We start from the raw sequence: 26,527 nt of genomic DNA, 5'->3' as shown, positions 1-26,527 counted from the left end.
TATTAACGAAATAAAAGATTTCAAGTAGAAAGGGAGAAAAAATTGAATTATAGTGAAATATCGCAATACTTGAAAGTGATGGCTGATAGTAGCCGTCTTGAAATATTAGATTTGTTATCTTGTGGTGAATTATGCGCTTGTGATTTATTAGAGCATTTTTCTTTTTCTCAACCCACATTAAGTCATCATATGAAAGTATTAAAAGACAATAATTTAATTACATCCAGAAAAGATGGTAATAAAATTTTATACAAATTGAATCATGACGTATTGGATAACGTTACATCACGACTCACTCTATTGAGTTCCTGTACTGTCCCATGTATATGTGAAACAGTAGAGAAAGGTGAGTGTTAACAATGACGATATTAGCAATCACTATTTTTATATTAACGTTGATTTTTATCATATGGCAACCTAAAGGTTTGGATATTGGAGTTACAGCTTTAATCGGTGCTGTTATTGCTATCATTACAGGTGTCGTTAGCTTTTCAGACGTATTAGAAGTTACAGGGATTGTTTGGAATGCGACATTAACCTTTGTCGCTGTTATACTCATTTCATTAATTTTAGATGAAATTGGATTTTTCGAATGGGCAGCTATACATATGGTCAGAGCTTCAAATGGTCATGGGTTTAAGATGTTTGTCTACATTATGTTGTTAGGCGCTATTGTAGCAGCTTTCTTTGCGAACGATGGAGCTGCATTAATTCTCACTCCAATCGTGCTCGCTATGGTAAGAAATCTTGGGTTTAATCAAAAAGTTATTTTTCCTTTTATCATTGCAAGTGGATTCATTGCAGATACTACGTCTCTTCCATTAATTGTAAGTAATTTGGTTAATATCGTTTCTGCTGACTACTTTCATATTGGATTTATTGAATATGTAAGTCGCATGATGATTCCAAATCTATTCTCTTTACTTGCAAGTATTGTTGTATTATGGCTATATTTCAGAAAAGTTATTCCTAACCATTTTGAAATTAAAAATCTTAAAACGCCTGATCAAGCCATTAAAGATCCAAAATTATTTAAATTTTCGTGGATTGTTTTATCAATTTTACTCATTGGTTATATAGTTAGTGAATTTATTCAAATTCCAGTATCGATAATTGCTTGTTCAATTGCGTTTATATTTACTGTATTGGCCTATCAATCAAGCGTTGTAAACACGAAACAAGTGATCAAAGGCGCACCTTGGAATATTGTGCTCTTTTCTATAGGAATGTATTTAGTTGTATTTGGTCTGAAAAATGTAGGTATTACTGCATTATTAGCTAATATGCTATCAAGCATATCAAACTATGGATTGTTTAGTAGTGTGATAGGTATGGGCTTTATATCCGCATTTCTTTCAGCCATTATGAATAATATGCCTACCGTATTAATTGATGCAATTGCTATTGGACAATCTGCAACTACCGGTTTAATCAAAGAAGGCATGATTTATGCTAATATCATTGGTGCAGATTTAGGACCTAAAATCACACCTATCGGCTCCTTAGCAACACTACTATGGTTACACGTTTTAACACAAAAGGGAGTAAAAATTTCATGGGGCACATATTTTAAAACAGGTATTGTTATTACGATTCCTGTTCTGTTTATCACACTGTTAGGGTTATATCTAACACTTATTATTTTCTAAAAAAAGAGGAGACTATTTATGGATAAAAAAAACAATTTACTTTATATGTACAGGTAATTCATGCCGTAGCCAAATGGCTGAAGGTTGGGCTAAGAACATCTTAGGTGATGAATGGCAAGTATATTCTGGCGGTATTGAGGCACACGGTGTCAATCCGAAAGCAATCGAAGCGATGAAAGAAGTCGGAATTGATATCTCAAACCATACTTCTAATTTAATTGACAATACTATACTAAACCAATCCGATTTAGTAGTAACTCTATGTAGTGATGCTGATCAAAACTGTCCTGTATTGCCGCCTAATGTAAAGAAAGAACATTGGGGATTTGACGATCCTGCTGGCAAACCTTGGTCAGAATTCCAACGTGTTAGAGATAAAATCAAAGCAGCCATTGACTCATTTAAGGCTAGATAAATTTTAAGCGTCTCAATATCATTGAGACGCTTTTTTTAATATGCCATTTTAGACGATTACAGAGTTTTAAAATGATGAACACACTTTAACTTTATTAAAATTCCCTTCTATTAAGAACGTTGGATTACTCAATGTGAGTTATTGCAATACACTATTTTTAATTTTCACTTTCTCACCGTTTTTAATTTCATCGTATTGCTTTTTCGGGACAACAACTAAACGTTTGCCTTTATTAGTTTGAACGGTAATGGTATATAATTTCTCATGTGCTTTCATTTGTTGTTTCAACATGTTTTTTTGGTATTCAACATGATTGGTTTTATTTTTATACATACCGGATGTAATAAAATAAAAAAATAACCAATTATTATAATATGAAGTGGCCATAAATTGTGACGCATATGAGGCCCCTGGTCTATATCGATGTCTTGTAGAAACCATTGATCGTGCTTGTTGAGATTGAATTTTACCAGTATCTTGTTTGAATTTTGATGATTTGTTATTATATGTCATACTATTTGTTCGACTAGCTTGTTGCGCTGCACGTTGACTTGATTGTTTTGCAACTCGTGAAGCATTCATCGTACTTGAACGACTCATTGACGAACTTGAAGACGTTGAACTTCTAACTGCAGAAGATGACGAACTACTACTCGAACTTGAGCTACTCGTGCTTGATGTTACAGCTTCTAAATTTGTAGACAATATACAAAGCGAGAGCACATTAAAGATTATCATTATACTTATCATTTTTAATACTTTATGCTTCACCCACTCACCTCTTACTCTTTAGATACTTCATCTTTAGCAGTAACTTGTCCTTCAATATCGTCATCGCCATAAATCATATATGGTGGACGATAGACATGAATCTTTTTGCCATCTTTAATTATATAAGGCTTTTTATTTCCATCATTTAAAATATGTTCATAAACGTGTTCTAAATCCGTCTTATGTAAATGTGATTTACCATTTTTATCTTTATATTTTATTTCCACATTAGGTGTATCTTCTGAACCATTATTTAGCACTTCATAATACTCATATGTATATTTCTCTGACTTTTGACTATCTTTAGAAGGTTCTTTCTGCTCTCCCGATGTTCCGCAAGCCACTAAGATAAAAGACAAACCTAATAGACTAGCTAATAATATTATCTTTTTCATAAACACTCTCCTCTACTCATTTGCATTGTAACATTCTTAGTCCATTCATTTCCAAGTGAGTGATACATAACTTATTTTATCTTTAAAACTTTTATATACATTTTAATATATCAATTGTGAGTTATTTCATTTTTAATTATTTTTGTTAAACTATATTTAAAATCATCGATCACTTTTACTTATAAGTTTAGATTTTCAATACAGAATATGATGAGTAAGGAGAGATAGTTATGTCAATATGGTTTGCTTTATTACCTTCACTATCTTTTTTAGCCGTTATGATAATAGGATATATTTGTACTAAAATCTTTATTCGCTAATATACGGGTCGCCTTATACTATCGCTATACTTCATTTATTGTGTTTGCTTATTGATCGTGCATTGTAAGTAAATGGCTAGTAATATTTCTTTCTCTACTCTAGTACTGTGAATGTGTATAGTGTGTTTTTCCCCACGTTTTTTAGTTCGTTTACTTTTTGAAATATCTAAAAAACTACGCTTTGCGGTTAATACTACGTCATTCTCAAATGTGATTTTCGTTTCATTACTAAAAAATGGGCTACTTACATCAAATACCTCAGATTTGTAATTAAACGTGTAAGGAAGTTGTTGCTTCCCCCCACTTTTAAAGAACTTTTTCATCTCAAGCGTGCCTACTTCTTCATTATTCAAATACATCGTATATTGAGGTCTATTCGCTACCACATGTTTACGAATTACTTTTACATTGTTCTCACTAGAAGTCATATATAGACTATATTTTGTTTGAACACCAAAGAGACTCAATAATTTATGAAATATATTAACAAAAATAGATTTATACGTTATTGTCTCGTTACCGTATATCACATTGCTTTGATTCTCAATGATATATAAAGGCATTTGTACAAAGAATTCTCCCGCTTCAAAATCTTTATTATTGAGACGTTTATTAATGAGTGGATGCTTTTTTTGTAAATGTTTTCTAAAAAGCAAAACGCCTATTATAATTATAGTAACTATTCCCCAAACTAACCATGTACTCCAAAGTGGAACCTTGAACAATGATGATTTTCCCACAAGTACTAAAAACGTGTTTATTAAGTTAAATATGAGAAGCACTATCCATATCAGTGCTTCACGAAACATCATCATTACCCATTTCTCCTTTATTTAATAAGTAATTTTATAATATATCACACAATCTATTTTTTTATTGCTTTTGTGGGATACTTTTACGTATCAGTTAATGATGCGTTTTTTTATACTTATATGTATTTTAATGGTTCTCATACTTTTTTATATGAATTTATTGTATCACTAACTAATCATCTTATTGAAAGACAGAAACGTAATTATTAGTTATTGCGGAATCTGAAATGTAAAGTTTCTGAATACGTGAAAAAAGACAAATTCTATTGAGTTGTATAAAATTTATCTCTACCTGTTAATTATATTTTGGGTTAGATTATTTATTTTTCATGTGTTCTTCTTTCACTCTCACAAATATCACGTCATGACCTATTTTTAGAATAACTATTTCTATCATTTTTACCAATTTCAATATATTTTTCTAAATCTGTAAAATTTATATTTCTATTTCTTGAATCCAATGTTCACTTAAAAATAAAGTTTAAAACTTGTTCTAAAAATTCCGTTCTAGACAATTTCTGTGTATGTTTTGAGTAATAGTAGAAGTCTGAAGAAAAACAATTGAGCATTACATCAACCTTAAAGTCAAGACTTTCAATATTCTTTTTTTAATTGCAATTTAATCAAATCAGCTAGTGAATGATAAAATGGAATATGGATTAAGGATCCAGCAGGGTTTGATGACTTTTTAATAAACGATAGAATTGTAAAGTTTGTTTCTTTTAAATTCAAAAAATAGCTTAAAATTCCAAAAACACGTTGATAAGGAGAATTATTTTTATGTTTTTCTAAATACGTATCAATTTCTTGAAACATAGCTTCAACCTACTTGTCCATAACTGATTCGCATAGACGTGCCTTGCTCTCAAAATGTCGATATAATGTCCCCCCACCTACACTAGCATGTTTAGCAATATCTGACATCTTCATTTCTGTAATATCTATATTGCTATGTGATAACTCAATTGTTGATGACATATTTATATCTTTATTTCGTCTTGCATCACTTCTAATTTTTTGGTCCTCGTGTCAAACTTAATATCCCTTTCCTTATTTAATTTTTTTCCAACGGTACTTAACAATGATTTACAGGCAATTATTAACCAATATCTATCAAAATGAATATCATACTACTTACAATAAAACTAGAGCATCCTTCACTTTTACGGTGAGGGATGCTTTATTGTTTATTTTTTATTGTTACTATTGATGTATTTATTCTTAATACAAACAAATGTGAGAATTTTATAGGTTTCATAGTAAGAGTAATAAATCGAGAATAACAAGAAAATGAGAATTAGTATGTGATGAATTGTTAAAATAAAGTGTTCACAGTGAATGATGACTTATTCGTTATTTATATTTATAATGCAAATATATGAGAAAATTTTGGGAGTGGAATTATGAAACTAAGAGCATTAGAGTATAGTGATTTACTTTTTGTTCATGAATTAAATAATGAATATTCTATTATGGCTTATTGGTTTGAAGAACCTTATGAATCCTTAACGGAACTTCAGTATTTATTTGATAAGCATCTATTAGATGAATCGGAGAGACGTTTTATTGTTGAAGATGAAAATCAAGTTGTAGGTATTGTTGAATTAGTAGAAATTAATTACATCCATCGTAATTGTGAAATACAAATAATTATTAAACCTGAGTTCAGTGGTAAAGGTTATGCAAAATTCGCATTCGAAAAAGCGATAAATTATGCATTCGATATATTAAACATGCACAAAATTTATCTATATGTTGATACAGATAACAAAAAGGCTGTGCATATATACGAGTCACAAGGATTTAAAACAGAAGGATTACTCAAAGAGCAATTCTACACTAAAGGTAAATATAAAGATGCCTATTTTATGTCATTATTGAAATCTGAATATATTTTATAGCATAAAAAACAACTCATATATTCATTTAGGTAGGTTCAAACCTAAATTACTTCTAATAAAATTGAAATGGGCTTCACTCGAATGTCCGTAAGAGGAATAAATAAAGTTAAAAGAGAATTTGGATTTGTATGAACGGCACTCAATATGAGAAAAGTAGCAGCTCAATTGATCTGAAAATAATCAAAAAATTATAAAAAAGACAATTTCTATATTATTTCAATAGAAATTGTCTTTTTTGACTTATCCAGAGACTTTATGTCTCAGACTCATCATCCCACTCTCACATGAATGCATTGAGTTGACATTTTGTATAAGCACACAATCATTATATATAAATATTTAAACGCTTTTTTATCCGTTAATTACCATGACGAAGTATCCCTTTTTATCTATACACTAATCCACCATCAGTTAAAATGAATTGACCAGTAATATAGTCAGAATCATTAGAATGATACTAAGTTTGCAACAGCGGATGGTGCTTGATATCTTCCAAGCGTAATTTCTGAAGAAAAGGCTTCAAACGCATCTCCTATTTTAAGACTATCATCAAGTTTAACTATTTATTCATCATTCATCATACGATCAAAATTCAATTAATAATATTTACTGCGCCAACTCCCAATTTAAGCATCTACATTCTTTCTAGGAATTAAACAATACGCGGCAATAAATGCGATAAACACTAAACCTGCCCCTACGATAAATGCGATTGTAGCTGCAAATTGTGCTGGGTGATTGACAGATAATGCCGTATAGATTGTAGTTACAACAGCGATACCGAATGCTGCACCGAGTGTAGAAGTCATTTTGATAATCCCTGATGCAGTACCTGCTTTTTCTGACGGAACATTAGATACAGCTGTAGATAACGCTGGTGTCGCAAAGAAACCTAATCCTAAACCTATAAAGATAAAGCCGATGCCCGCCACAATATAGTAAATCATGTTAGGCAACGAAGTGAAGGCTAAAAGTATAATACCCACTGTAATTGATATAGGACCTAGCATAAGTGGCAATTGCGGTCCTCGATTTTGCATAAAACGTTCACCTACACGTATCATTAATAAACTACACAACATATATGGAATTGTAATTAAACCTGCTTGTGCGCCTGTTAAATGTTTATCATCTTGAACATAGATATTAAATAATGCAAGTGAGCCTATATCCATATTCACCATTAAATTAGCTAATGTTGTGCCAATATAAATATTATTTGAAAATAAACTAAAATCTATGAAAGGTTCATTTTGACGTTTTTCAAATATATAGAAAGCTATTAATGTCACAATGAATATGGCAATTAATATTACAATAATAGGATTTAACCATCCAATTCTATCACCTTGCGTTATTACTATGTTAATACTTAACATCATAATGACAAAAATAATGATACCGATAATATCAAATTTTTTATTATGTGCAGATTCATCTTTAGATTCTGGTATGCCTTTAAGCAATATTAAGGCAAGAATTGAGAAAATGATTGACAACACGAAAATCCAACGCCATCCAATAAAAGTTGCTATCATTCCAGCAAATAGTGATGCTAATCCTGTTCCACCATATGAACCAAATGACCAATAACTTAGTGCCTTTTGTCTTTCTTCACCATGAAAGAATGAATTAATTAGCGCAATAGTTGCCGGAAGTAGGCATGCTGCAGATAAGCCTTGTAACACACGACCTACCAATAATAAAAGTGGCGCATGAGATATAATCAATGCAATAGACCCAAGTATACTAAGTATCAAACCTGCGTAAGTAATTTTAACTCGACCTATCTTATCAGATAAACCTCCTGCTACAACTATAAACACACCAGTTAAGAGTGATGTAAGACTGACCGCAATGTTAACAATACTCATATCTACATCATAGAAACGTTGCACATGTGGTGCGATATTCAAGAAAGACTGTGCAAATAACCAATATGTGAGAATCCCTAAAATAATCGCTACAATGAGTTGTTTTCCTTTATTAAACTGTTCACTCATCATTAAACGCCCTCCTGTTCTCCTTTATTTCATTACAGCACTTTGACCGGCAATGCGACCAAAAGTGAAAATATCTGCCAGTGCATTACCACCTAAACGGTTACCTGCATGTATACCACCAGCAACTTCACCAGCTGCATACAATCCTTTAATGATATGACCTTCTACATCAACGACTTGTGCATGTGTGTTGATTTTTAAACCACCCATAGTATGATGTATTGCAGGTTTTCGTGGTGTCGCATAGAATGGTGCTTTTTCGATTTTTAAATCAAATGCATTTTTATTAAAATCTTCATCATGTCCTTGTTCTACGAAAGTATTATATCTTTCAATCGTATTCACAAAAGTAGTTGTATCTATGTTTAATTTTTGAGCTAACTCTTCTAAGGTATTAGCCTTTATTAAAGTGCCATCTTCTAATTCTTGATTGATTTTGTCTTCAGTCGTATTCATAGCTAGCGCTTTAATATTTGCGTCTGCAATAATATAGAAGATGCCGTCTTTTTGTTCTAATGCTGCCTTAGATAATACATCTCTACTTTCAAATTCGTTAACAAAACGATGTCCTTCCTTATTAATGAAGACGAAGTTTGAAGGTGTCACGATTAATCCTGTGAATAATGCACCTGTCTTAGGATCAGAAATCGGCATCATTTGAGAGAATCCCATACCTACGATGTCAGCGCCTGCTTGCACACCTAAACGTATACCATCACCTGTAATTGCAGGAGAATTTGTTGTTTTAATATCATCTGGAATGTTATCCCAATACGTATTATATTGTTGTATCATTTTAGTATTCGCTCCAAAACCACCTGTGGCCAACACTACACCGTGACGAGTGTGAATCTTAACTTTAGCACCATTTGCTTTACGTGCTTCAATACCAACAACTTGATTACCTTCTTTAATTAATTTTTCTGCAGTAGTTTCTGTAAAAATACGACCATGATGATGTTTAACGTAGTCTCCTAGATTTTCAATGTACTCTAAACCTTGTGCTTTCATTGGTTTATGACCACGACGCCATAGTGCACCAACAGGCATATCTACAAATGAACGATCAAAATGTACCCCTTTATCTTTCAACCAGTATACTGATTCCAAAACATTATCTGTGAGTGTTTTAACTAAATCATAATCACCTGAAATTTCGACATTATTACGATCTTTACGTCTTCCACCTAGATACGTTTGAATGCGATGTAATTCAACAGAATCGAAAAGATAATCATCTTTATTGCTACTTTTTTCAAGGTAATCTTTAATTTGACGCTTTAAAGTATTGAAATCTTCAAGATAAGCCTCATCTATATCCTTTTCATCATGATTTAACAACTGGATCAATGTGTCTTTTTCACCAGCGAGTGCAGGGAATGCACTTTGCCATTCAGGCTCAGCAGCATTGACTTGACCACCTGTTCGGATGGTATTGCCACCTATAGCCGCAAATTTCTCAAGCATGATGACTTCTTTTCCTTCATCTAAAACCGTAGCAGCTGCACTTAAACCAGCACCACCTGTACCAATCACGACTACGTCAGTTGTCTCTTCAACGACCTCATCAGACCACTGAACAACTGGTTTAGGACGTGCCCGTAAAATATCTGGATCTTCGCCTGCTTGTTCAATTGCATCTGCAATGCCCTGTACGATACCTTCACTTGTTACTGTCGCACCTGATATGACATCGACATTTAACGTTTGTCCATTGATGATATCTTGAGGTAAACGTTCAAAAACTGGATTCGCTATACCTTCAGACTCTCCACTATCATCTACTTCAATGCTTACAATTTTATCTTCCGACAATTGAACTTTCATTGGTAGATTGCCATTATGACCTTTTGCATAAACATGATACGTGCCTTTGTTAAATTTCACTTTTTTATTTTGTAGTGCTTTTAATCTTTCATATTTACGATGTTCTTCTTCTTTATCTAAAATCATGAAGTCCATCACTTTCCATAGAGGAGATGGTATGTGAAGTATTTTTTGGTCATGTATATCGACAAATTGTTCAACTTCTTCGTTTTTCGAAATTTTATCCGTCCATTGAGGTTCTACTAAATAGGCTTTCCCAACACTTAAAAGATCATAACCGAGTTCAAGGGCATGTTCTGCATCTTTTCGTTGCGCAATACTACCAACACCGATTAATGGAATTTGTGCCAATTGTGCACTTTGCATTTTATGATATTTATTAATTAAAGGTTCTGTATCTTCTTGATTCACTATGGACGTACGTTGGTAACTGTTTGCTGATATATGGAAGTAATCGGGTTCATATTTTGCTAAAGTATTTAGTAAAAACATTGTATCTTCAAAACGTATGCCTGGCTCTTCAATTTCTTCAGGTGAGAATCGATATCCTATTATAAAATGAGAGGCTTCATTTTCAGCAACGACATGTTGAACTTTTGTTAGTACTTCGATTGGGAATCGCGTGCGTTTTTCACGACTGCCACCCCATGTATCTTCTCTTCGATTAGAATGCGGAGAGAAAAATTGTTGTAATAAGTATGTGTTGGCACCATGAATTTCAACACCATCAAATCCTGCTTCTATAGCACGACGTGTCGCTTCTCCGAAATCTTCTATCATCTGATTGATTTGAGCATGTGTCATTTCTCTTGGTGGTACCGCATCAGGTCTTAATGCTGCAATAGGACTCGCAGATATAGGTTGTTCACCTTCATTGAACTTAGGATTCGCCATTCTTCCAGCATGATAAAGTTGTAAAATCGCTTTTGATCCCTTAGATTGAATCGCTTCTGCTAGACGTTTAAGTCCAGGTATTTTGTCATCGTTATCAATACCTATAGCTCCTGGGAAGCCTCTCCCATGGTCTTCAACAAAACAACTTTCAACAATAATTGCTGAAGCATCACCAGCCCTAAATTGATAATAATCAATCATTTCTGATGTAACACTTCCATCAAAATATCCAGCTTGGATAGTCATGGGCGCCATTAATACTCTATTTTTTAATTCGGCACCACATTTAAATTTAAAAGTATCAAATAATTCTTTACTCATAGCAATTCCTCCTAATATATTGTGATTTTTTTCACATTTATACTTAAAAATAAAATACTCTTTATGAGTATTCTTTAAAGTTTTATAAATACCTCTGCATTTTTGAAGTCATTAAAACGTTTCCATCTCTTGTCACAATGATGCCTTCAACACCATCTATGAGGTTTATTAATTCAATATTTTGTTGTGATTGACCAAAACTACAAATTGTACTCCATACCTCGCCATCAATCCCATGATCAGATATGATTGTCACGCTAGCGATATCATTATCTACAGGATACCCTGTATTGGAATCCAAAATATGATGAAATAATTGATGTTCCTGTATGAAATAGCGTTCATAGATGCCGGAAGTAACAACTGATTGATGCTCTACATTTAATGTAACGAGTGATAATGCGTCTTTATAAAAAGGATTGCGTATACCTACATGCCATTTTTCTAGAGTTTCCGGTTGTCTACCAATTGTTAAAACATTACCACCTAAATCGATAATGGCAGAAGCTACACCATGAGATAAAAAGTATTGCTGTAATTGATCAGCAAAATAGCCTTTTACAATGGCTCCTAAATCAATCTCCATTCCTGGTTGTGTAAGAAATACTTCATGTGTCTTTGAATTTAGAACAAGATTTTCAGGATTCATACACATTAAAGCGCGTTGTATATCTTCTTCTTTAGGTTTCAATGCATCTTTGAAACCAATTTTCCATAATTTAACTAATGGCCCTATCAATATGTTCATCTTAAAATTAGAAGATAGTGTAGTTTCATAACCATAACGTATCATGTTAAACATCTCAGGATTAACCTTGACTGGTGCGATACCTGCATGTTGATTCACATTCATCAAATCTGATTTTGGATCATTAGCACTAAATTGAGATTCCCAATCATGAATTTTTAATTCAGCTTCTTGAAGTAATGTGCTCGAATGTTGATGTTCAATCGATAAACGTATCACCGTCCCCATTGCTTTAATCATTAGCGTTTCCACTTTTGATTCCCCCTCTATACGTGTATCACAACGCTAATATGTATATAAAATTTAAAAGTTATTTTAAATGAAATTATTACTTTAGTTTCTACATTCATATTAACACAATTTCAAATATTTGATTTTTACTTATTTAGATGTTCATAATTATGTCAAAAGTTAATCAAAGTATAAATTTTACTATTTTAAAAAATTTTTTATTATATATTTTTAATAAAAAAGAGTAGAACAGAAGCCATACAGAATTCTTTATTCCACTCTTCACACAGTACTATGATCTGTAACAACAATTATTGATATTCCATTAGTATATATGCTGTATACCTAAATAAAATAAGAAAGCATTTCCTTTAGATTCTTATAGTTCTTAAAAATATCTAATTCCTTTAAATCATTTATATTAGAATACTCACTGTAAAGAATACTTTCTTTTTTAGCAATTCTAATTATTTCATCTTCGCTAATAGATTGTTTATTCCATTCATCATATAATTTGAAATCATATGATCTTGGAGTATGTATATGTAATAGTGTCTTATGGTATTTACCAAAATTTATTTTATCCTGTTCTTTCATCATCTTATAGGCTTTTTTCTACTTCTATGTCTCTCATTCGACACCCTCCAAAGATATATTTTTCATAATCTATTTTTTAGTTTTATTTGTGGTACGCTTCTGCGTATCGGGAAATAATGAGGTTTTTTAATGTTAAAATAAGATAGATTTTAGATATTGCAATCGACGGTTTAACGTTTTCAGTTGATCCTAAACTCTTAATAATAGATAGAAGTAGTTTAAAATAAAATAAAGTAATATAGTAAACAACAATTTTACTTTTCTCCTCATTACGTCTGTCTTGTTTTAATCTATCATATGTTAAAAAAGAGTAAGACCCTTATTATTAAAAAGATGCTCTGGCTTATAACCCAGGGCATCTTTTTAAAATCTATAATTTTCACCAATGCTTTCGACTTAGTTTAGTAATTTAACAAATTCTTCTTTATCAATGATGTCAGCATGACTTAATTGCTTTTCTAATAATAATTTAAAGCCATTCAAATTATTTAATTTATTAATTTTACTAATCAAAGCCTTATAATTATTAATTTCAAATATATTTGAATCATCAATCCAAACACTATTATGAGCAGTTTCTTTAAAAGCGAATATCAATAATTGATAGCTGAAAGCTCTTTCTATAATATTTAAGACCTCATTACCTTTGTTTATATCTAAATATATGTCGCTTTCTTTAAGAAGGTCACTAACAGCACTATTAGATATTTTAGGGTACAATTTAATATTTTTTTTAGTATCTAACCCCATCAACTTAGACGACATTTCTGTTAAAGCAGCTACTTTAAAATTAAATTCTGGATTATGATCAACGATTTCACTCAAAAATGGTATATCATCAGAATTGGTAAGAATAAAGATATTTTTTTTAAAATGATTATCTTTTTTAAAATTATAAACGTATCCAGACTTAGTTATTTTTTCTTTATCGTTATTTTCTACTACTGATACGATTTTATGATACTCTTCTTGATTTGGAACTAGAATTTCAACATTTTTAATATGCTTTAACGCAACTTTCATATTATCTGGAATTGAATCTTTAATATTTTCTTGCCATACTATCTTGTAATTTACAATCTCCTCTTTAAAACTGTAAGTAGTTAAAAAAGGATATGAGAGAGAATTTATTAGAATGTGATTTTTAGGCACCTCAAGTTGACTTAAATAATAAGAATAAAATTCTTTTTTGTTATTAAAAAATAAGTTTTTATCATTATAGTTCAATATAATATCTTTAGTTACAAAGTTCTCTACTATTACTACATTATTTTCTTTATCAAAATAACGTTTTAAAATTTTCATTTTAAATTCATCATATAACAGTTGAGCAAAGCGAAAACCTTGTTGATTATAAAAATCTACATATTTCAACTGACCATCTTCACTTAACCATTCAACTTTATCTACAATTCGTGATTGGCCTATATTTTTTTTGTATATAATTTTACCTCTAATTTTCCCTTTATCCATAATCTTTGCCGATTTATTGTCACCTTTTATCTCCCAATATTCTGGAACAGGCACTTCATTAAAATAAAGCGGCTTAAAACGTTCTTTCTTTTCTTTCGTAAAATATCTATATGGAGAAAAGATATTAAATGGTAAGAAACCGTCATCTTCTAGTACTATATTAATATTATTAATTGATGAATTTTCAAATGATCTATATAGTAGTATTGTCTTATCATCAAATTTTTCATATATATTAATCATCTTGCACCTCATTTACTAAACTTAACCACTTTTCTTTGCAATTGTTAAGAAGAAAATCATCAGCAATTAAATATGATTCATGACTCATTTGATCAATTTTATTTGAACTTACAAAATATTCATCTATCTTTTCCGCAAATTTTGTAGCTATTTCTTTAGTTCCTTGATTTTTTATCGACTCAGGAATACGATAACCATTATACCTATCTTTAATAAAAGTTGTATTTCCATAATTAACATCAAATCCTATAATTCCTAGGCCCGATCCAATTGCTTCCATTAGGGTCAATCCAAATCCTTCGCTTGTAGATCCTGACAAATATAGCTGATACTTTATATATATTTCTTCTAAATTCTTGTGACCTCTTAATTTAATATACTCATTTGCTTCTTTCTCATTAATTAATTTTTGAAGATTATTTTTTTCTGCACCTTCACCATAAATATCAAACTTTATAGAAGGTCTTGTTTTATGCGCTTGAACAACAGACTCAATTAGCCAATCTACATGTTTTTCTTTAGCTAATCTTGAAGCAGTCATTATACTATTAGAAGCTCTTTCATGAGTATATTTTAATTCTTTAAGGCTACCAACAGGTATAGTATACACTTTTGGATTTTTATTTTTATATTGATTAAATTGATTTACTATTAATTGTTTCTGAGCATCAGTTGCAGTTATAAAAAAATCGATATAATCAACATGGTTGAACATATACTCATAATTATTATTCCATAATATATAATCCTCATTTGTATTGCTATGGTTAAAATGTTCAGCATGTATAACTACGCCTAAACGAGCTTGATTTTTATTTTCTAAAATAACCTGACCTATATTTTTTGACCTATCAATCAAAAGTATATCTTCACGAGTAAGATTTAATTGTCTTAAAAAGTAAGCAATAAATTCTAATTTTGAATACAATATTACATTTGGAAAAACAAAGATACTATTTTTACCAGATATATGTTCTTCATAAGCAATTGAACCATCTTCATTAAAATAAGTTCTCAAATATAATTTAGCTTTTTTTTCATATGGCGCATAATATTCAGTAAATACGATTGTAAAATTGTAAAATTCTTTTTTTATGAGCTTCCCTTTTGAAACATATTCAGCTCTATCCACTATATTTTCACTTTCATTTTTTAAATAGCAACGAATATAGTTATTATCATTTCCGAAAATGATTTTTTTTATTTTATTATTAACTCTTTCAATTTCAACATTAGTATCCTCTAGTCTATCTATTATATTTTGTATGGTATAAGTTGTAGGAGCAATTTTTATATCGGTAAAGTATTGATAGATCCAAATAATTTCATCATCTTCAAATCCAAGATTTTCAGTAAGAGTTTGAATATTTTCTTTTTGTATAAAATCTAAATATATAAACTTGAAGTTTTCTTTCATTAACTTAAAAATGTTTCTTCTATATAATTGAGCATATTCTACGCCACTACTTGCCCATCCAATTCCAAAATTCAAGTTATAAATTGTCATCGTTACTTGATACTCCAATCTATAATTTTATCTTATGTATAATAAGACAAGCTAATTTTACTTAGCTTGTCTTACTTTAATAAAGTCCATATTTGAACTTAAGCTATATTATTGCTCACTATTTTTCTTACGGCGTCTTCCAAAGATAGATAGACCGCCTAATGCTGCTAATCCAGCGCCAATTAATCCAGATTTGTTTGATTCTTCTTCACCTGTATCTGGTAAATGACTGTCAGAGTGAGATTCACTATCTGATTGTGACTCGCTATCTGATTGTGATTCACTGTCTGATGTTGACTCGCTATCTGATTGTGACTCGCTGTCTGAAGTTGATTCACTGTCTGAAGTTGATTCGCTATCTGATTGTGACTCGCTGTCTGATGTTGATTCACTGTCTGATGTTGATTCACTGTCTGATGTTGATTCGCTATCTGATTGTGATTCACTGTCTGATGTTGATTCGCTGTCTGAAGTTGATTCGCTATCTGATTGTGATTCACTGTCTGATGTTGATTCGCTATCTGATTGTGATTCACTGTCTGATGTTGACTCGCTATCTGATTGTGATTCACTGTCTGATGTTGATTCGCTATCTGATTGTGATTCACTGTCTGATGTTGACTCGCTATCTGATTGTGACTCGCTGTCTGAAGTTGATTCACTGTCTGAAGTTGATTCGCTATCTGATTGTGATTCGCTATCTGAAGTTGATTCACTGTCTGAAGTTGATTCGCTATCTGATTGTGACTCGCTGTCTGATGTTGATTCACTGTCTGATGTTGACTCGCTATCTGATTGTGATTCACTGTCTGATGTTGATTCGAAATATCCATTATCAATAGTGAAATCATCGTGATCTTTAATTGTTACTTTAACAGTTTCACCATCTGCATCTTTAGCATCATCATTACCTGAATCAACCACAGTTTGAGTTAATCCTGTTGGTTTTTCAAAATGAACAGTATAATCACCATTGTCTAAATTATCAAATTGATATTTACCATTTGAATCTGTTGTAGTAGTTTCGACAGTACCATCTGGATGAGTTAATGTTACTGTTACTCCTTCAATTCCTCGTTCTTCGTAATCTTGAATACCGTCTTGATTAGAGTCGTACCATACATAGTCTCCTAAACTATATTTAACTGGCGTTTTGTAGAAACCACTATCTAATGTCCAGTTATCAGCATCGTTAATAATTCCAACAGTACTTAATCCATTAGAGTCTACTTCAGTGTTCATACCTTGATATGATTTAGTAGGAGTATAACCCTCAGGAGTTTGGAAATTAATTACGTATGAACCATTTTGTAAGTCTGAGAATTGATATTTACCATTTGAATCTGTTGTAGTAGTCTCTGTAGTTCCATTTGGACGAGTTAATGTTACTGTTACTCCCTCAATTCCTTGTTCATCTGAGTCTTGGATACCATTTTTGTTAGTATCTTCCCAAACGTAATCGCCTAAGTTATATAAAGCTTCATCACCTTGAGCTATGCCGTTTGCGCCACTACGTTCAACAGTATTGTCATGAATATAATAGTCAGTAGTTCCTCGATAATTTTTATTATCCATGCGAATACGTGTTTTTAAATCTGCTGTAGAGTTTGGATCAATTTTTGAAGTTACTTTAACAATATATGGGTGATCGATATGACCAAAGTAGATTTTTGCTTGTTTGTCTCCAGTTTCATTAATTTGATAGTTACTAGTTACGTTTCTATAATTACTATCATTGACATAGAAACTTGGATTAATATTTGAAGAAGATTCGGCATCAAATATTTCTATGCTTGTATCATTTGAATTAAATATAGCACTACTATCATTAACTTGATTTTGATAACCTTGAATAGTTAACCAAGTATCATAACTATTAACAGATTGAGGGTTTACATAAATATACTGTGTATATTCATGTGAACCAGTATTGAAAATATCTGCGTTAGTAATTAATGAGGTTGCATTCGCAATAACATGTCCATCTCTATAATTATCATATTGGACACTAATAGGAATATTTACTTCATTTCCTGCTACATTGTAATTTAAATTATAATCGCCACTTTGTGTTGCTGTCTTTCTGTCAATATACTGAGGTAATTTAAATCCACCTTCAATATTTTGTTTATTATTTACATAATCAGTAAAAGTATATTTTAATTTTTTAGTATCTACATCATAGACACCATTGGCTACTACTTGTTCTCCATCTTTAATAGTAGGATAAATTTTATTATCCACAGCTGTATAATCAGCAATACCATTAAAATTAGCATAATCAGGCATATCTACAGTGAAATAATCGCCTTCATTTACTTTTCCATTAACTTTGAATGTTGATGTTACTGAAAAACCTTCTCCATCATTAGGACGGACAGTATTTTTATCAGTTTGTAATGAAGTCACATCAATTTTATTATTGACATTTGTACCACTTTCTTGTGCTGCTACATTATCAGTCGCAGCTAACATTACTGGGCTTGCAATTCTTGAAATAGCTCTAGGAGTTGCTAATTTTTCATCTTCTTCTTTTTTATTTGAAATATTTTTAACTAAAGTACTTAATAATGTATTTTCATTAGCGTTACTGAAATCAACATCTTGTAAATCGATATCTTGAATTTCGGCTTTAGCTTCCTCTTCTGATACATCGCTATTAGAAGTTATGTATTCAGTCAATAAAGCTTTTTTCGCTTCGATACTTTCATCTTCAGTAGATTCATCTTGATTATCTGTTAAAGGTTCAGTTGTATTTGCTTTTTCTTCTGTCGATGCTTGTTCAGTTGTATCTGCTTTTTCTTCTGTTGATGCTTGTTCAGTTGTATTTGCTTTTTCTTCCGTTGATGCTTGTTCAGTTGTATCTGCTTTTTCTTCTGTTGATGCTTGTTCAGTTGTATTTGCTTTTTCTTCTGTTGATGCTTGTTCAGTTGTATCTTTAGTTACATCAACTTGTTCAGGAATATCAGATTCATTTGAATTTGCAGAAGATTGTTCAATAGTTTGAACATTACCTTTTACTTTACTTGCATCTGAACTATCATCTTGCTTTTGAGTTGTGTTATTCTCAGCGGCTTCTGCTTGATCATTTGCAACACCGAAAATTAAAGTAGCTCCTACTAAAATCGAAGCTGTCCCTACAGTGAAACGTCTAATTGAGTACTTATTAAGCTTGTTTGGAAGAAAATCGAGCTTCTTCTTCGAATTTTTATTCATACAATTAACCACTCCTAAAAATTAAGTTAGATACGAGTATCTATTTTGAAATTACCATACCCGCTATTATATATCAATTTAGAAAAAGATTTTTTTTGTTAAAATTTTGTAAAATTGATTAGATTCTAATAAATAACCTTTGAATTAAATACCGTATAAATTGATTTAGGGAGCGAGACTACAAATTCAAAATAAATGTTGCCCCACTCCCACGTTTTTAAAATATCAACTTAATAATTGCAAAGACGATTAAAACACTTACAATCACTTTTTGAATATAATCAGGTATTTTTTGCCCTATTTTCATACCTAGAGGAGTAAATAGTATACTACCTAAAATTAACGGTATTGCACTATTGATAGGAATATAACCCTGCAATAATTTAATAATAAATGCTCCAATAGAAGAAATGAATGCAATTACAATACTATTTGTAACAACCATATTCATTGGTAATTTAAATATAACAAGTAGTACTGAAATAATAATAAATGCTCCACCAGCTCCTACAATACCGGATACCAAACCGAGGATACTACCTATTGTAATTAAAAGTACGCGATTAAACTTAATATGACTAGTAGATGGTGTGATTTTAATAAACATTAGAATAAGAGCTAACACAGCAATGATTATATAAATTACATTAACAAAATGACTATTAAATACAGTTGCTAATAATGCACCTAGAATACTACCTATTACTATTCTGCGTATCAGCCAATGATGAGGTTTTCAATTAAGATATTATTTTATTATATATCAAGCGTATAAAGTAACTTCTGCTTGAACCGGAACATAACTGAATTTATACCTTTGGACTTTAATTTCAATTTCATCTTTAAATTGATTTCCTTCTAAATCTTCCCCTAGTATTGTTACAAATAATTTTGGTGGAATTTTTATATATCCAAAAATATAAAAATTAACTGTATAACTGAACTCTTTAGGTATACTTACTAAAAGATTATTATCCTTTGAAACTCCTTTTATTTTTGCTTGAGTTATATGTGTATTAAAGTCAAATTTTTTATGTGAAAATCCATATGTATCATTGTTTGAAGCAATATAACAAAAATTATCATCATACGTTAACTCTCTTGTATAATCTTCAAAAGCTAATCTTTCATTATGATTTTTAAATTCTTCTGCGTCGTCAATGTATGAGAAGGTTTGTGCAACAGGTACCGGTTCAGATATCCCTGTAGATTCAATCACAATATAATCAATATTTCCTTTTTCTACTAGACGCTCAACTTCTTGCAATAAATCGTCTCTTAACGTACAGCAAATACAACCATTAGATAATTCGACTAATTTTTCATCTGTTCGAGATAACCCGCCCCCATCAGCAACTAAGTCTTTATCAATATTTACCTCACTCATATCATTCACAATAACCGCAATTCGACGGCCTTCACGATTATTTAAAATGTGGTTAAGTAATGTTGTCTTACCTGATCCAAGATAACCACTCAATACCGTTACAGGTATCTTGCCCATAAAATCATACCTTTCTTTTTATAAATCGTAATTATTACGTTTTATATTTTATATTTAAATTTTTAATTGTCAATCAAACTAATGATAATCAAATGTAGCTATATCAATGATTAACGCTCACTCTAGAACTTATTTACCGAAAGGAATTGATACTATTTCCACACTTTTATTGACTACCTCGACTTGACACGCTCTATTTTCGGAAGCTATTATAAAATAAATTAGGTTAACCTAAACTTTTATTTAGGAGGTGGTTTGTTGATAGAAATTAACAACATGAATTTGTATTTAAATCATAAACGTGTACTGAAAGATATTTCTTTAAAGATTCCAATATCAGGGGAAATTATTGGCATCATGGGGCCCAACGGTGCGGGTAAGTCTTCATTGCTAAAAAGCTTGATCGGAACGTTTAACGCTAGTGGCGAGATGTATTTATATGGCAAATCCATACATAAACAATTGCAATACATTACATACATTCCTCAAAAAGCGCAATTAGATTTAGACTTCCCAATCAATGTTGAGAAAGTCATTTTATCTGGCTGCTATCAAACTATTGGTTGGTTCAAACGTGTCGATCATGCGTCTAAAACAAAATTCCAAAAACTATTAAGAGACTTAGATTTAGAAGCGTTGCAATACAAACAAATTTCCGAGCTCAGTGGCGGTCAATTGCAACGTGTACTTGTAGCAAGAGCATTAATGTCTGATAGTACAGTTTATTTATTAGACGAACCGTTTGTAGGCATCGATTTTAATAGTGAGCAACTTATTATGGAGAAACTTCGCCAATTAAAAGCGCAAGGTAAGCTTATTCTTATTGTGCACCATGATTTATCTAAAGCAGAAGACTATTTCGACCGTATTCTTTTGCTGAATCGTACAATTAGATTCTTCGGTCCTAGTCATCAAGCAATGCAACCCCAATATCTCAATCACACATTTTTATTTAATGTGACTTCTACTTTTAATGAAGGGAGTGACATAGCAAATGACTGATTTCATTCAACATTTATTTGATTATCAGTTCTTAAATCGCGCTTTAATTACATCTATTATAGTGGGCGTAGTTTGTGGGACTGTCGGAAGTTTAATCATCCTTCGTGGATTATCGTTGGTGGGAGATGCGATGAGTCATGCCGTTTTACCTGGTGTGGCGTTGTCATTCTTATTCAATATTCCGATGTTCATCGGCGCATTAGTCACTGGCATGATTGCAAGTTTATTAATTGGATACATTTCTAACAATAGTAAAACAAAGCCAGATGCAGCGATTGGCATCAGTTTCACTGCATTTCTCGCAACGGGTGTCATCATTATCAGTCTGATAAACAGCACGACAGATTTACATCATATTTTATTTGGTAACTTGCTCGCGATTACCCGACAAACATTTTGGACAACCCTTATTATTGGTGCCATCGTGATGTTACTGATTGTCATATTGTATCGACCATTAATGATTTCAACGTTTGATCCAACATTCAGTCGCGTAAGTGGGTTGAATACTACAGTCATTCATTATTTTGTAATGCTCTTACTCGCCTTAGTCACCGTTGCTAGTATTCAAACTGTTGGCATTATCCTAGTCGTCGCATTACTTGTTACACCGGCATCGACCGCCTTTTTAATCACAAAGAATCTTTATTCAATGATGATTGTAGCAAGTTTGATTGGCGTAGTAAGTTCGATTGTCGGATTGTACTTTAGCTTTATTTACAATCTTCCAAGTGGGGCAACGATTGTCATTGCAACATTTAGTATATATATCTTGACCCTTCTCTTTTCAAAATTAAAAACAAAGTATAGAGGTGTACACACAACATGAAAAAATTTATTCCATTACTTATTGCATTGATTCTAGTTCTAGCAGCATGTAGTTCAAATTCTGGTGAACAACATTCTAAAAATCATAACAAATTGAAGGTTGTCACAACCAATTCCATTATTTATGACATGGTCAAACAAATCGGTGGTGACAAGGTAGACGTTCATAGTATCGTACCTGTAGGACAAGACCCGCATGAATACGAAGTGAAACCGAAAGATATTAAACAACTTACTGATGCAGACGTCATCTTCTACAATGGTTTCAATTTAGAATCTGGTAACGGTTGGTTTGAAAAAGCTTTAGAACAAGCAGGCAAATCTACAGATGATAAGTCAGTATTCGCGGTGTCTAAAGGCGTTAAGCCTATCTATTTAAATGGTGAAACAGGTAATAAGGACAAGATTGATCCACATGCATGGTTAAGTTTGGATAATGGTATTCAATACGTTAAGAATATTCAAGAACAACTTGTGAAAGCAGATGCCTCACATAAAGCAGACTATCACAAACAAGGTGATGCTTATCTTGCTGAACTTGATAAGTTAAACAAATACAGTAAAGATAAATTCAATGATATTCCAAAACAAGAACGCGCTATGATTACAAGTGAAGGTGCCTTCAAATACTTCTCAAAAGCCTTTGATATCAAGCCAGGCTATATTTGGGAAATCAATACTGAGAAACAAGGTACACCGTCACAAATGAAACAAGCGATCAAGTTTGTTAAAGACAATCACATCAAACATTTATTAGTTGAAACAAGTGTAGACAAAAAATCTATGAGTAGCTTATCTGAAGAAACTGGTAAGCGCATTTACGGAGAAGTCTTTACAGATTCAATCGGAGAAAAAGGATCTAAAGGTGATTCATATTATAAAATGATGAAACACAATATCGAAACAATCCATGGAAGCATGGAATAGACTTAATTAAAACAACGCAATTAAGAAATTAAATTAATATACTATTATCATCTTTCTATTAAAATAGCTAGTAAATGAATTTTTAGGAATTCATTTACTAGCTTATTATTTTTTATATCCTTAGTTAAAATCTAAATCCTAAGGCAGCGGTCTAAAGAAATTCTTAGATGAACATTTACTCATTCTGTTGTGATGTTTGCTACGGGTAAGCTGGGTCGAGCCACCATCTCAAAACTTATCCTACTTCCTCAGGCGTCATACAACATCATTCGTAGTCCATCCTTAGAACTACTAGAGCCTAGGACATAAATAATTTATTATCGTATTATTTGATTATCTCAATAAAATCTTTATTTACTGTTAAGAATAGCCCTTCTTGTGTTACTAATTTTGATGTTGGGTTCTCAGTATAAATAATGTCTTTAATAGTCAGTATATCATTTTTTTAAGTTTGCCTTCTACATTATCTTTGAAATTACGTGAGTCATATAGTTTACAAGCTTCTATACTTTTCACAATTTCAGGCGCCTTAGTAATATACTGTTCTAAACCTGCTGTGTTAATCAAGGTAATAAAGTCTTTATTCGCTATTATAACACTATCATCTTTTAATATCAGGCGATGTGTACCATTTGATGTATATCGCTCAGCAACTTCTAACAAATCTTTTTTCTTCTTCGACATCATTACCACTTACCACTCATTTAAAAAAAGAATAGTCATTATACTTTAAAGTATCAGAGATATTTTCTTCTGTCAAAAGAAATTTTTTAGTTTATTAAAAAAAGACCTCATGATGCTTGTCATGAGATCTATCCACGAAGGTCTGTCACCTTGTATTTTAAATCATATTATTCATTTTTAAGGGCTTTTTCAATTGCTTTAACGTTCTCTTTCATAAATGATTGATACGTATTTTTGTCGTCATCTTGTTGTTTCGTATGTGAGCCCATATTGTAGAATTTGATTGTTTCTGCATTTGTTTCTTTTCTCACTGTCTCTGCAACTTTGTTCGATACATTTTCTTCAGCTAAGATATATTTTACTTTATCTTCTTTAATTTGTTTAACAATGTTTGTTAAATCTTTTTGGCTAGGTTCTTCAGCATTCATATTTTGAATACCTTCTTGTTTGAAATTGTATCTATCTACTAAGTAACCGATAGAATCATGTGAGATATAAACTGTTTTACTTTCATTACCTTTAACTGCTTGTTTCATATCTTTATCGATGCCTTTTAAGTCTTTAACTAATTTTTTATAGTTATCTTCATAGTAATCTTTATGTTCACTATCTTTCTTAACTAATTCATCTTTAATTTCTTTAGCAAATTTTTGGCTAATGACAGGATCTAACCAAATATGTGGGTCATATTTACCATGATGATGATGTTCATGGTCTTCGCCATGATCATGTTCTTCACCATGTTCATGCTCATGTTCGTGTTCTTCACCTTTTAATAAGTCACTATTTTTGTCTAATGATGCTTCTAAAGATAATGTTTTATCTTTGTCGTTAATTGCTTTGGCAATCTTCTTAGCTACAGGGTCTAAATTGTCACCTGTGTATACGAATAAATCTGATTTGCCGATATCAACCATTTGTTTTTGACTTGGGTCATATGTATGTGGGTCTACTCCGTTTGGATAAACTGATTCAACATCAACATATTTACCACCGATTTGTTGTGCAAATGATTTTAATGGATAAACTGTCGTCTTAACTTCTAATTTACCTTTATGATCAGATGACTTTTCACTATCGCCTTTGCCACATGCTGCAAGTGATAACGTTAAAACAGTCACGAATAATAAAATAATACTCTTCTTAAACATGTACACATCTCCTAAATCAAAATTGTTACGTTTTATTATTTACATTAAATGGTGTAATTGTCAATGCTAATTTTTAAAATCGCAAAACTCTGACAACAGTAATAGGTTTAATTTATCTTTATCTATTCATTTTATTTTGAAAATGATTATATGTTTGATATATTTTTTAAATAGTAGTAATTACGCTTTGAAAACTTACCTTTATTTCTTTTATCATAATAGTTATTTAAAATCGTGAATAAAATCGCACATCTCATTCATAGTTAGGAGACTATTATTGTTGGGGGTTTCTTAGGTAGCGGCAAGACAACGACATTAAATCATCTGATTACAGAGGTCTTGGATCATAACCTAAAAACCGAATTCATTATATATGAATTCGGAAAAATGGGCATCGATAGTCAACTCATTCATCCGGCTATCCCTATAAGTGAAATTGTTGAAGGCTGCATTTGTTGCGCTATAAAGTCTGACGTATTTCAACAACTACACGAATTATATTTAGCGCATCAACCAGATCTAGTATTCGTTGAATGTGCATAGGTGTGACAGAACCACTGGTTGTTGTCGATATCTTTTTAACACCCGCCTTAGCACCAATCACTACAATAAGAAGCAAGCTTGGTATTATTAATGCGAAACTATATGTGCAATTGGAAACATACTCCAGAGATATTCAAACGTTATTCTATGAACAATTAAATCACTGTATTCTCTACGAAGTGTTTTTTAGCACTTCATTTTATTTTTCCTCAAGTATTTTTTCTAACTATTTCTCCATATACTTATACATTTTCTTATTTAAATTCTATGGCATACCAATTTTATGTGAAAATTAGTATAGATGTTAACTAAAATAATAAAAAATAAAAGCGGAGATATAGGTAGTCCTAAACCTGTATATTCAGATGATGATATCGACTCTAGTGAAGAAGATTAATAATACCAATTGTAATATTAACGAAGTGCCCTCAAGCACTTCGTTTTTTCTTTCTGTAGTATTTCTAACTATGCTTAAGAATTCTCTTTATCAATTTCAATAACACTTATCTAATGAGATAGCGAATTGACATCATCTATCTACTACTACACGAAGCTTATATTGAAA

General features: G+C 31.5%; 22 protein-coding genes and 5 pseudogenes. 9 read left to right on the top strand and 18 right to left on the bottom strand.

All coding sequences use genetic code 11. The annotated features are described in order from the left end of the window. The first annotated feature begins 42 nt into the window (after positions 1–42). The 3 genes from E2558_RS09625 to arsC are packed head-to-tail and all read left to right on the top strand — an operon-like array spanning position 43 to position 2,064. A complete protein-coding gene (locus E2558_RS09625) occupies positions 43–357 on the top strand; it encodes an ArsR/SmtB family transcription factor (RefSeq protein ID WP_039984126.1) in 315 nt (104 codons plus the stop codon). Positions 358–359: 2 nt separating this feature from the next. Continuing rightward, entirely contained in the window at positions 360–1,649 is a 1,290-nt protein-coding gene (gene arsB / locus E2558_RS09620; RefSeq protein ID WP_049335222.1) for an arsenite efflux transporter membrane subunit ArsB, read from the top strand. Between the two features lie 22 nt (positions 1,650–1,671). Then, positions 1,672–2,064: an arsenate reductase (thioredoxin) gene (gene arsC / locus E2558_RS09615; RefSeq protein WP_126564923.1), complete on the top strand. Its 393-nt coding sequence runs from the start codon at positions 1,672–1,674 to the stop codon at positions 2,062–2,064. Between the two features lie 138 nt (positions 2,065–2,202). On the opposite strand, the gene E2558_RS09610 is transcribed toward arsC, so the two are convergent. The 5 genes from E2558_RS09610 to E2558_RS12495 all read right to left on the bottom strand — a co-directional run bounded on the left by E2558_RS09610 (position 2,203) and on the right by E2558_RS12495 (position 5,340). Then, the gene (locus E2558_RS09610) at positions 2,203–2,835 is read right to left on the bottom strand and encodes a hypothetical protein (RefSeq protein ID WP_126564924.1); all 633 of its coding nucleotides are present in this window, start codon (positions 2,833–2,835) and stop codon (positions 2,203–2,205) included. A gap of 11 nt (positions 2,836–2,846) precedes the next feature. Then, complete coding sequence (locus E2558_RS09605; RefSeq protein WP_049335216.1) at positions 2,847–3,230, bottom strand: hypothetical protein; 384 nt, start codon at positions 3,228–3,230, stop codon at positions 2,847–2,849. 355 nt (positions 3,231–3,585) lie between these two features. Further along, complete coding sequence (locus tag E2558_RS09600) at positions 3,586–4,365, bottom strand: LURP-one-related/scramblase family protein (RefSeq protein ID WP_126564925.1); 780 nt, start codon at positions 4,363–4,365, stop codon at positions 3,586–3,588. Positions 4,366–4,956: 591 nt separating this feature from the next. Next, the gene (locus tag E2558_RS12500; protein WP_229716406.1) at positions 4,957–5,178 is read right to left on the bottom strand and encodes a hypothetical protein; all 222 of its coding nucleotides are present in this window, start codon (positions 5,176–5,178) and stop codon (positions 4,957–4,959) included. 9 nt (positions 5,179–5,187) lie between these two features. After that, a complete protein-coding gene (locus E2558_RS12495; protein WP_229716404.1) occupies positions 5,188–5,340 on the bottom strand; it encodes a TetR/AcrR family transcriptional regulator in 153 nt (50 codons plus the stop codon). Positions 5,341–5,765: 425 nt separating this feature from the next. Here E2558_RS12495 and E2558_RS09590 point away from each other — a divergent pair, with 425 nt between their 5' ends. Further along, the gene (locus tag E2558_RS09590; protein WP_017175155.1) at positions 5,766–6,263 is read left to right on the top strand and encodes a GNAT family N-acetyltransferase; all 498 of its coding nucleotides are present in this window, start codon (positions 5,766–5,768) and stop codon (positions 6,261–6,263) included. A gap of 57 nt (positions 6,264–6,320) precedes the next feature. Then, positions 6,321–6,551, top strand: a pseudogene (locus tag E2558_RS09585) (IS5/IS1182 family transposase); the annotation flags it as partial. 97 nt (positions 6,552–6,648) lie between these two features. Here the strand turns inward: E2558_RS09585 and E2558_RS09580 are convergent. The 10 genes and pseudogenes from E2558_RS09580 to E2558_RS09540 form a co-directional block, all read right to left on the bottom strand. Further along, positions 6,649–6,826, bottom strand: a pseudogene (locus E2558_RS09580) (acetoin reductase); the annotation flags it as partial. A gap of 63 nt (positions 6,827–6,889) precedes the next feature. Then, complete coding sequence (locus E2558_RS09575) at positions 6,890–8,266, bottom strand: MFS transporter (protein WP_049335355.1); 1,377 nt, start codon at positions 8,264–8,266, stop codon at positions 6,890–6,892. Between the two features lie 24 nt (positions 8,267–8,290). After that, positions 8,291–11,308 (bottom strand): NADH-dependent flavin oxidoreductase, encoded by a 3,018-nt coding sequence (locus E2558_RS09570; protein WP_049335212.1) that lies wholly within the window; start codon positions 11,306–11,308, stop codon positions 8,291–8,293. Positions 11,309–11,390: 82 nt separating this feature from the next. Beyond that, positions 11,391–12,296, bottom strand: a complete 906-nt coding sequence (locus tag E2558_RS09565) for an FAD:protein FMN transferase (RefSeq protein WP_049335353.1) — start codon at positions 12,294–12,296, stop codon at positions 11,391–11,393. Positions 12,297–12,632: 336 nt separating this feature from the next. Continuing rightward, positions 12,633–12,887 carry a hypothetical protein gene (locus E2558_RS12360; RefSeq protein WP_162489193.1) on the bottom strand — a complete coding sequence of 85 codons (255 nt, stop codon included), beginning with the start codon at positions 12,885–12,887 and terminating at the stop codon, positions 12,633–12,635. Between the two features lie 393 nt (positions 12,888–13,280). Further along, the gene (gene gtfB, locus E2558_RS09560; protein WP_011274397.1) at positions 13,281–14,600 is read right to left on the bottom strand and encodes an accessory Sec system glycosylation chaperone GtfB; all 1,320 of its coding nucleotides are present in this window, start codon (positions 14,598–14,600) and stop codon (positions 13,281–13,283) included. Next, positions 14,593–16,107, bottom strand: a complete 1,515-nt coding sequence (gene gtfA / locus E2558_RS09555) for an accessory Sec system glycosyltransferase GtfA (RefSeq protein WP_126564910.1) — start codon at positions 16,105–16,107, stop codon at positions 14,593–14,595. The genes gtfB and gtfA overlap by 8 nt, the downstream gene beginning before the upstream one ends. A 108-nt stretch (positions 16,108–16,215) precedes the next feature. Next, a complete protein-coding gene (locus E2558_RS09550) occupies positions 16,216–19,323 on the bottom strand; it encodes an SdrD B-like domain-containing protein (RefSeq protein ID WP_135789029.1) in 3,108 nt (1,035 codons plus the stop codon). A 217-nt stretch (positions 19,324–19,540) separates the two neighbouring features. Further along, positions 19,541–20,032 (bottom strand): annotated as a pseudogene (locus E2558_RS09545) (sulfite exporter TauE/SafE family protein); the annotation flags it as partial. A gap of 444 nt (positions 20,033–20,476) precedes the next feature. Further along, positions 20,477–20,827, bottom strand: a pseudogene (locus E2558_RS09540) (GTP-binding protein); the annotation flags it as partial. A 258-nt stretch (positions 20,828–21,085) separates the two neighbouring features. Between E2558_RS09540 and E2558_RS09535 the strand changes: the two are divergent. Genes E2558_RS09535 through mntC form a run of 3 tightly spaced genes read left to right on the top strand, consistent with a single transcriptional unit; the run spans position 21,086 to position 23,584 of the window. Beyond that, positions 21,086–21,829, top strand: coding sequence for a metal ABC transporter ATP-binding protein (locus E2558_RS09535; protein ID WP_126564917.1), 744 nt, complete (start codon positions 21,086–21,088; stop codon positions 21,827–21,829). Then, positions 21,822–22,658, top strand: coding sequence for a metal ABC transporter permease (locus tag E2558_RS09530; RefSeq protein WP_126564916.1), 837 nt, complete (start codon positions 21,822–21,824; stop codon positions 22,656–22,658). The genes E2558_RS09535 and E2558_RS09530 overlap by 8 nt, the downstream gene beginning before the upstream one ends. Continuing rightward, positions 22,655–23,584, top strand: a complete 930-nt coding sequence (gene mntC, locus E2558_RS09525; protein WP_126564915.1) for a manganese ABC transporter substrate-binding lipoprotein MntC — start codon at positions 22,655–22,657, stop codon at positions 23,582–23,584. The genes E2558_RS09530 and mntC overlap by 4 nt, the downstream gene beginning before the upstream one ends. A gap of 325 nt (positions 23,585–23,909) precedes the next feature. Here the strand turns inward: mntC and E2558_RS12635 are convergent, their stop codons facing one another. The 3 genes from E2558_RS12635 to E2558_RS09515 all read right to left on the bottom strand — a co-directional run bounded on the left by E2558_RS12635 (position 23,910) and on the right by E2558_RS09515 (position 25,419). After that, positions 23,910–23,999, bottom strand: coding sequence for a hypothetical protein (locus E2558_RS12635; RefSeq protein ID WP_229716435.1), 90 nt, complete (start codon positions 23,997–23,999; stop codon positions 23,910–23,912). Positions 24,000–24,013: 14 nt separating this feature from the next. Next, on the bottom strand, positions 24,014–24,268 hold the full coding sequence (locus E2558_RS09520; protein WP_070673380.1) for a hypothetical protein: 255 nt from the start codon (positions 24,266–24,268) through the stop codon (positions 24,014–24,016). A 167-nt stretch (positions 24,269–24,435) separates the two neighbouring features. Then, complete coding sequence (locus E2558_RS09515) at positions 24,436–25,419, bottom strand: metal ABC transporter solute-binding protein, Zn/Mn family (RefSeq protein WP_126564914.1); 984 nt, start codon at positions 25,417–25,419, stop codon at positions 24,436–24,438. 273 nt (positions 25,420–25,692) lie between these two features. Here E2558_RS09515 and E2558_RS12575 point away from each other — a divergent pair. Next, positions 25,693–26,129: pseudogene (locus tag E2558_RS12575) on the top strand (GTP-binding protein); the annotation flags it as partial. Between the last annotated feature and the right edge of the window lie 398 nt (positions 26,130–26,527).

The sequence above is a fragment of the Staphylococcus pragensis genome, assembly GCF_004785665.1.
In the GTDB taxonomy this organism is placed as follows: Bacteria; Bacillota; Bacilli; order Staphylococcales; family Staphylococcaceae; genus Staphylococcus; species Staphylococcus pragensis.
The sequence above is the reverse complement of the archived record's forward strand: the minus strand, read 5'-3'. Positions and strand labels throughout refer to the sequence as shown.

Excerpts from the sequence above, each read along its gene's own strand:
- arsB (WP_049335222.1), top strand. The coding sequence starts at position 360 with ATGACGATATTAGCAATCACTATTTTTATATTAACGTTGATTTTTATC.
- E2558_RS09605 (WP_049335216.1), bottom strand. The coding sequence starts at position 3,230 with ATGAAAAAGATAATATTATTAGCTAGTCTATTAGGTTTGTCTTTTATC.
- E2558_RS09600 (WP_126564925.1), bottom strand. The coding sequence starts at position 4,365 with ATGATGATGTTTCGTGAAGCACTGATATGGATAGTGCTTCTCATATTT.
- E2558_RS12500 (WP_229716406.1), bottom strand. The coding sequence starts at position 5,178 with ATGTTTCAAGAAATTGATACGTATTTAGAAAAACATAAAAATAATTCT.
- E2558_RS12495 (WP_229716404.1), bottom strand. The coding sequence starts at position 5,340 with ATGTCATCAACAATTGAGTTATCACATAGCAATATAGATATTACAGAA.
- E2558_RS09590 (WP_017175155.1), top strand. The coding sequence starts at position 5,766 with ATGAAACTAAGAGCATTAGAGTATAGTGATTTACTTTTTGTTCATGAA.
- E2558_RS09575 (WP_049335355.1), bottom strand. The coding sequence starts at position 8,266 with ATGAGTGAACAGTTTAATAAAGGAAAACAACTCATTGTAGCGATTATT.
- E2558_RS09570 (WP_049335212.1), bottom strand. The coding sequence starts at position 11,308 with ATGAGTAAAGAATTATTTGATACTTTTAAATTTAAATGTGGTGCCGAA.
- E2558_RS09565 (WP_049335353.1), bottom strand. The coding sequence starts at position 12,296 with ATGATTAAAGCAATGGGGACGGTGATACGTTTATCGATTGAACATCAA.
- E2558_RS12360 (WP_162489193.1), bottom strand. The coding sequence starts at position 12,887 with ATGATGAAAGAACAGGATAAAATAAATTTTGGTAAATACCATAAGACA.
- gtfB (WP_011274397.1), bottom strand. The coding sequence starts at position 14,600 with ATGATTAATATATATGAAAAATTTGATGATAAGACAATACTACTATAT.
- gtfA (WP_126564910.1), bottom strand. The coding sequence starts at position 16,107 with ATGACAATTTATAACTTGAATTTTGGAATTGGATGGGCAAGTAGTGGC.
- E2558_RS09550 (WP_135789029.1), bottom strand. The coding sequence starts at position 19,323 with ATGAATAAAAATTCGAAGAAGAAGCTCGATTTTCTTCCAAACAAGCTT.
- E2558_RS09530 (WP_126564916.1), top strand. The coding sequence starts at position 21,822 with ATGACTGATTTCATTCAACATTTATTTGATTATCAGTTCTTAAATCGC.
- mntC (WP_126564915.1), top strand. The coding sequence starts at position 22,655 with ATGAAAAAATTTATTCCATTACTTATTGCATTGATTCTAGTTCTAGCA.
- E2558_RS09520 (WP_070673380.1), bottom strand. The coding sequence starts at position 24,268 with ATGTCGAAGAAGAAAAAAGATTTGTTAGAAGTTGCTGAGCGATATACA.
- E2558_RS09515 (WP_126564914.1), bottom strand. The coding sequence starts at position 25,419 with ATGTTTAAGAAGAGTATTATTTTATTATTCGTGACTGTTTTAACGTTA.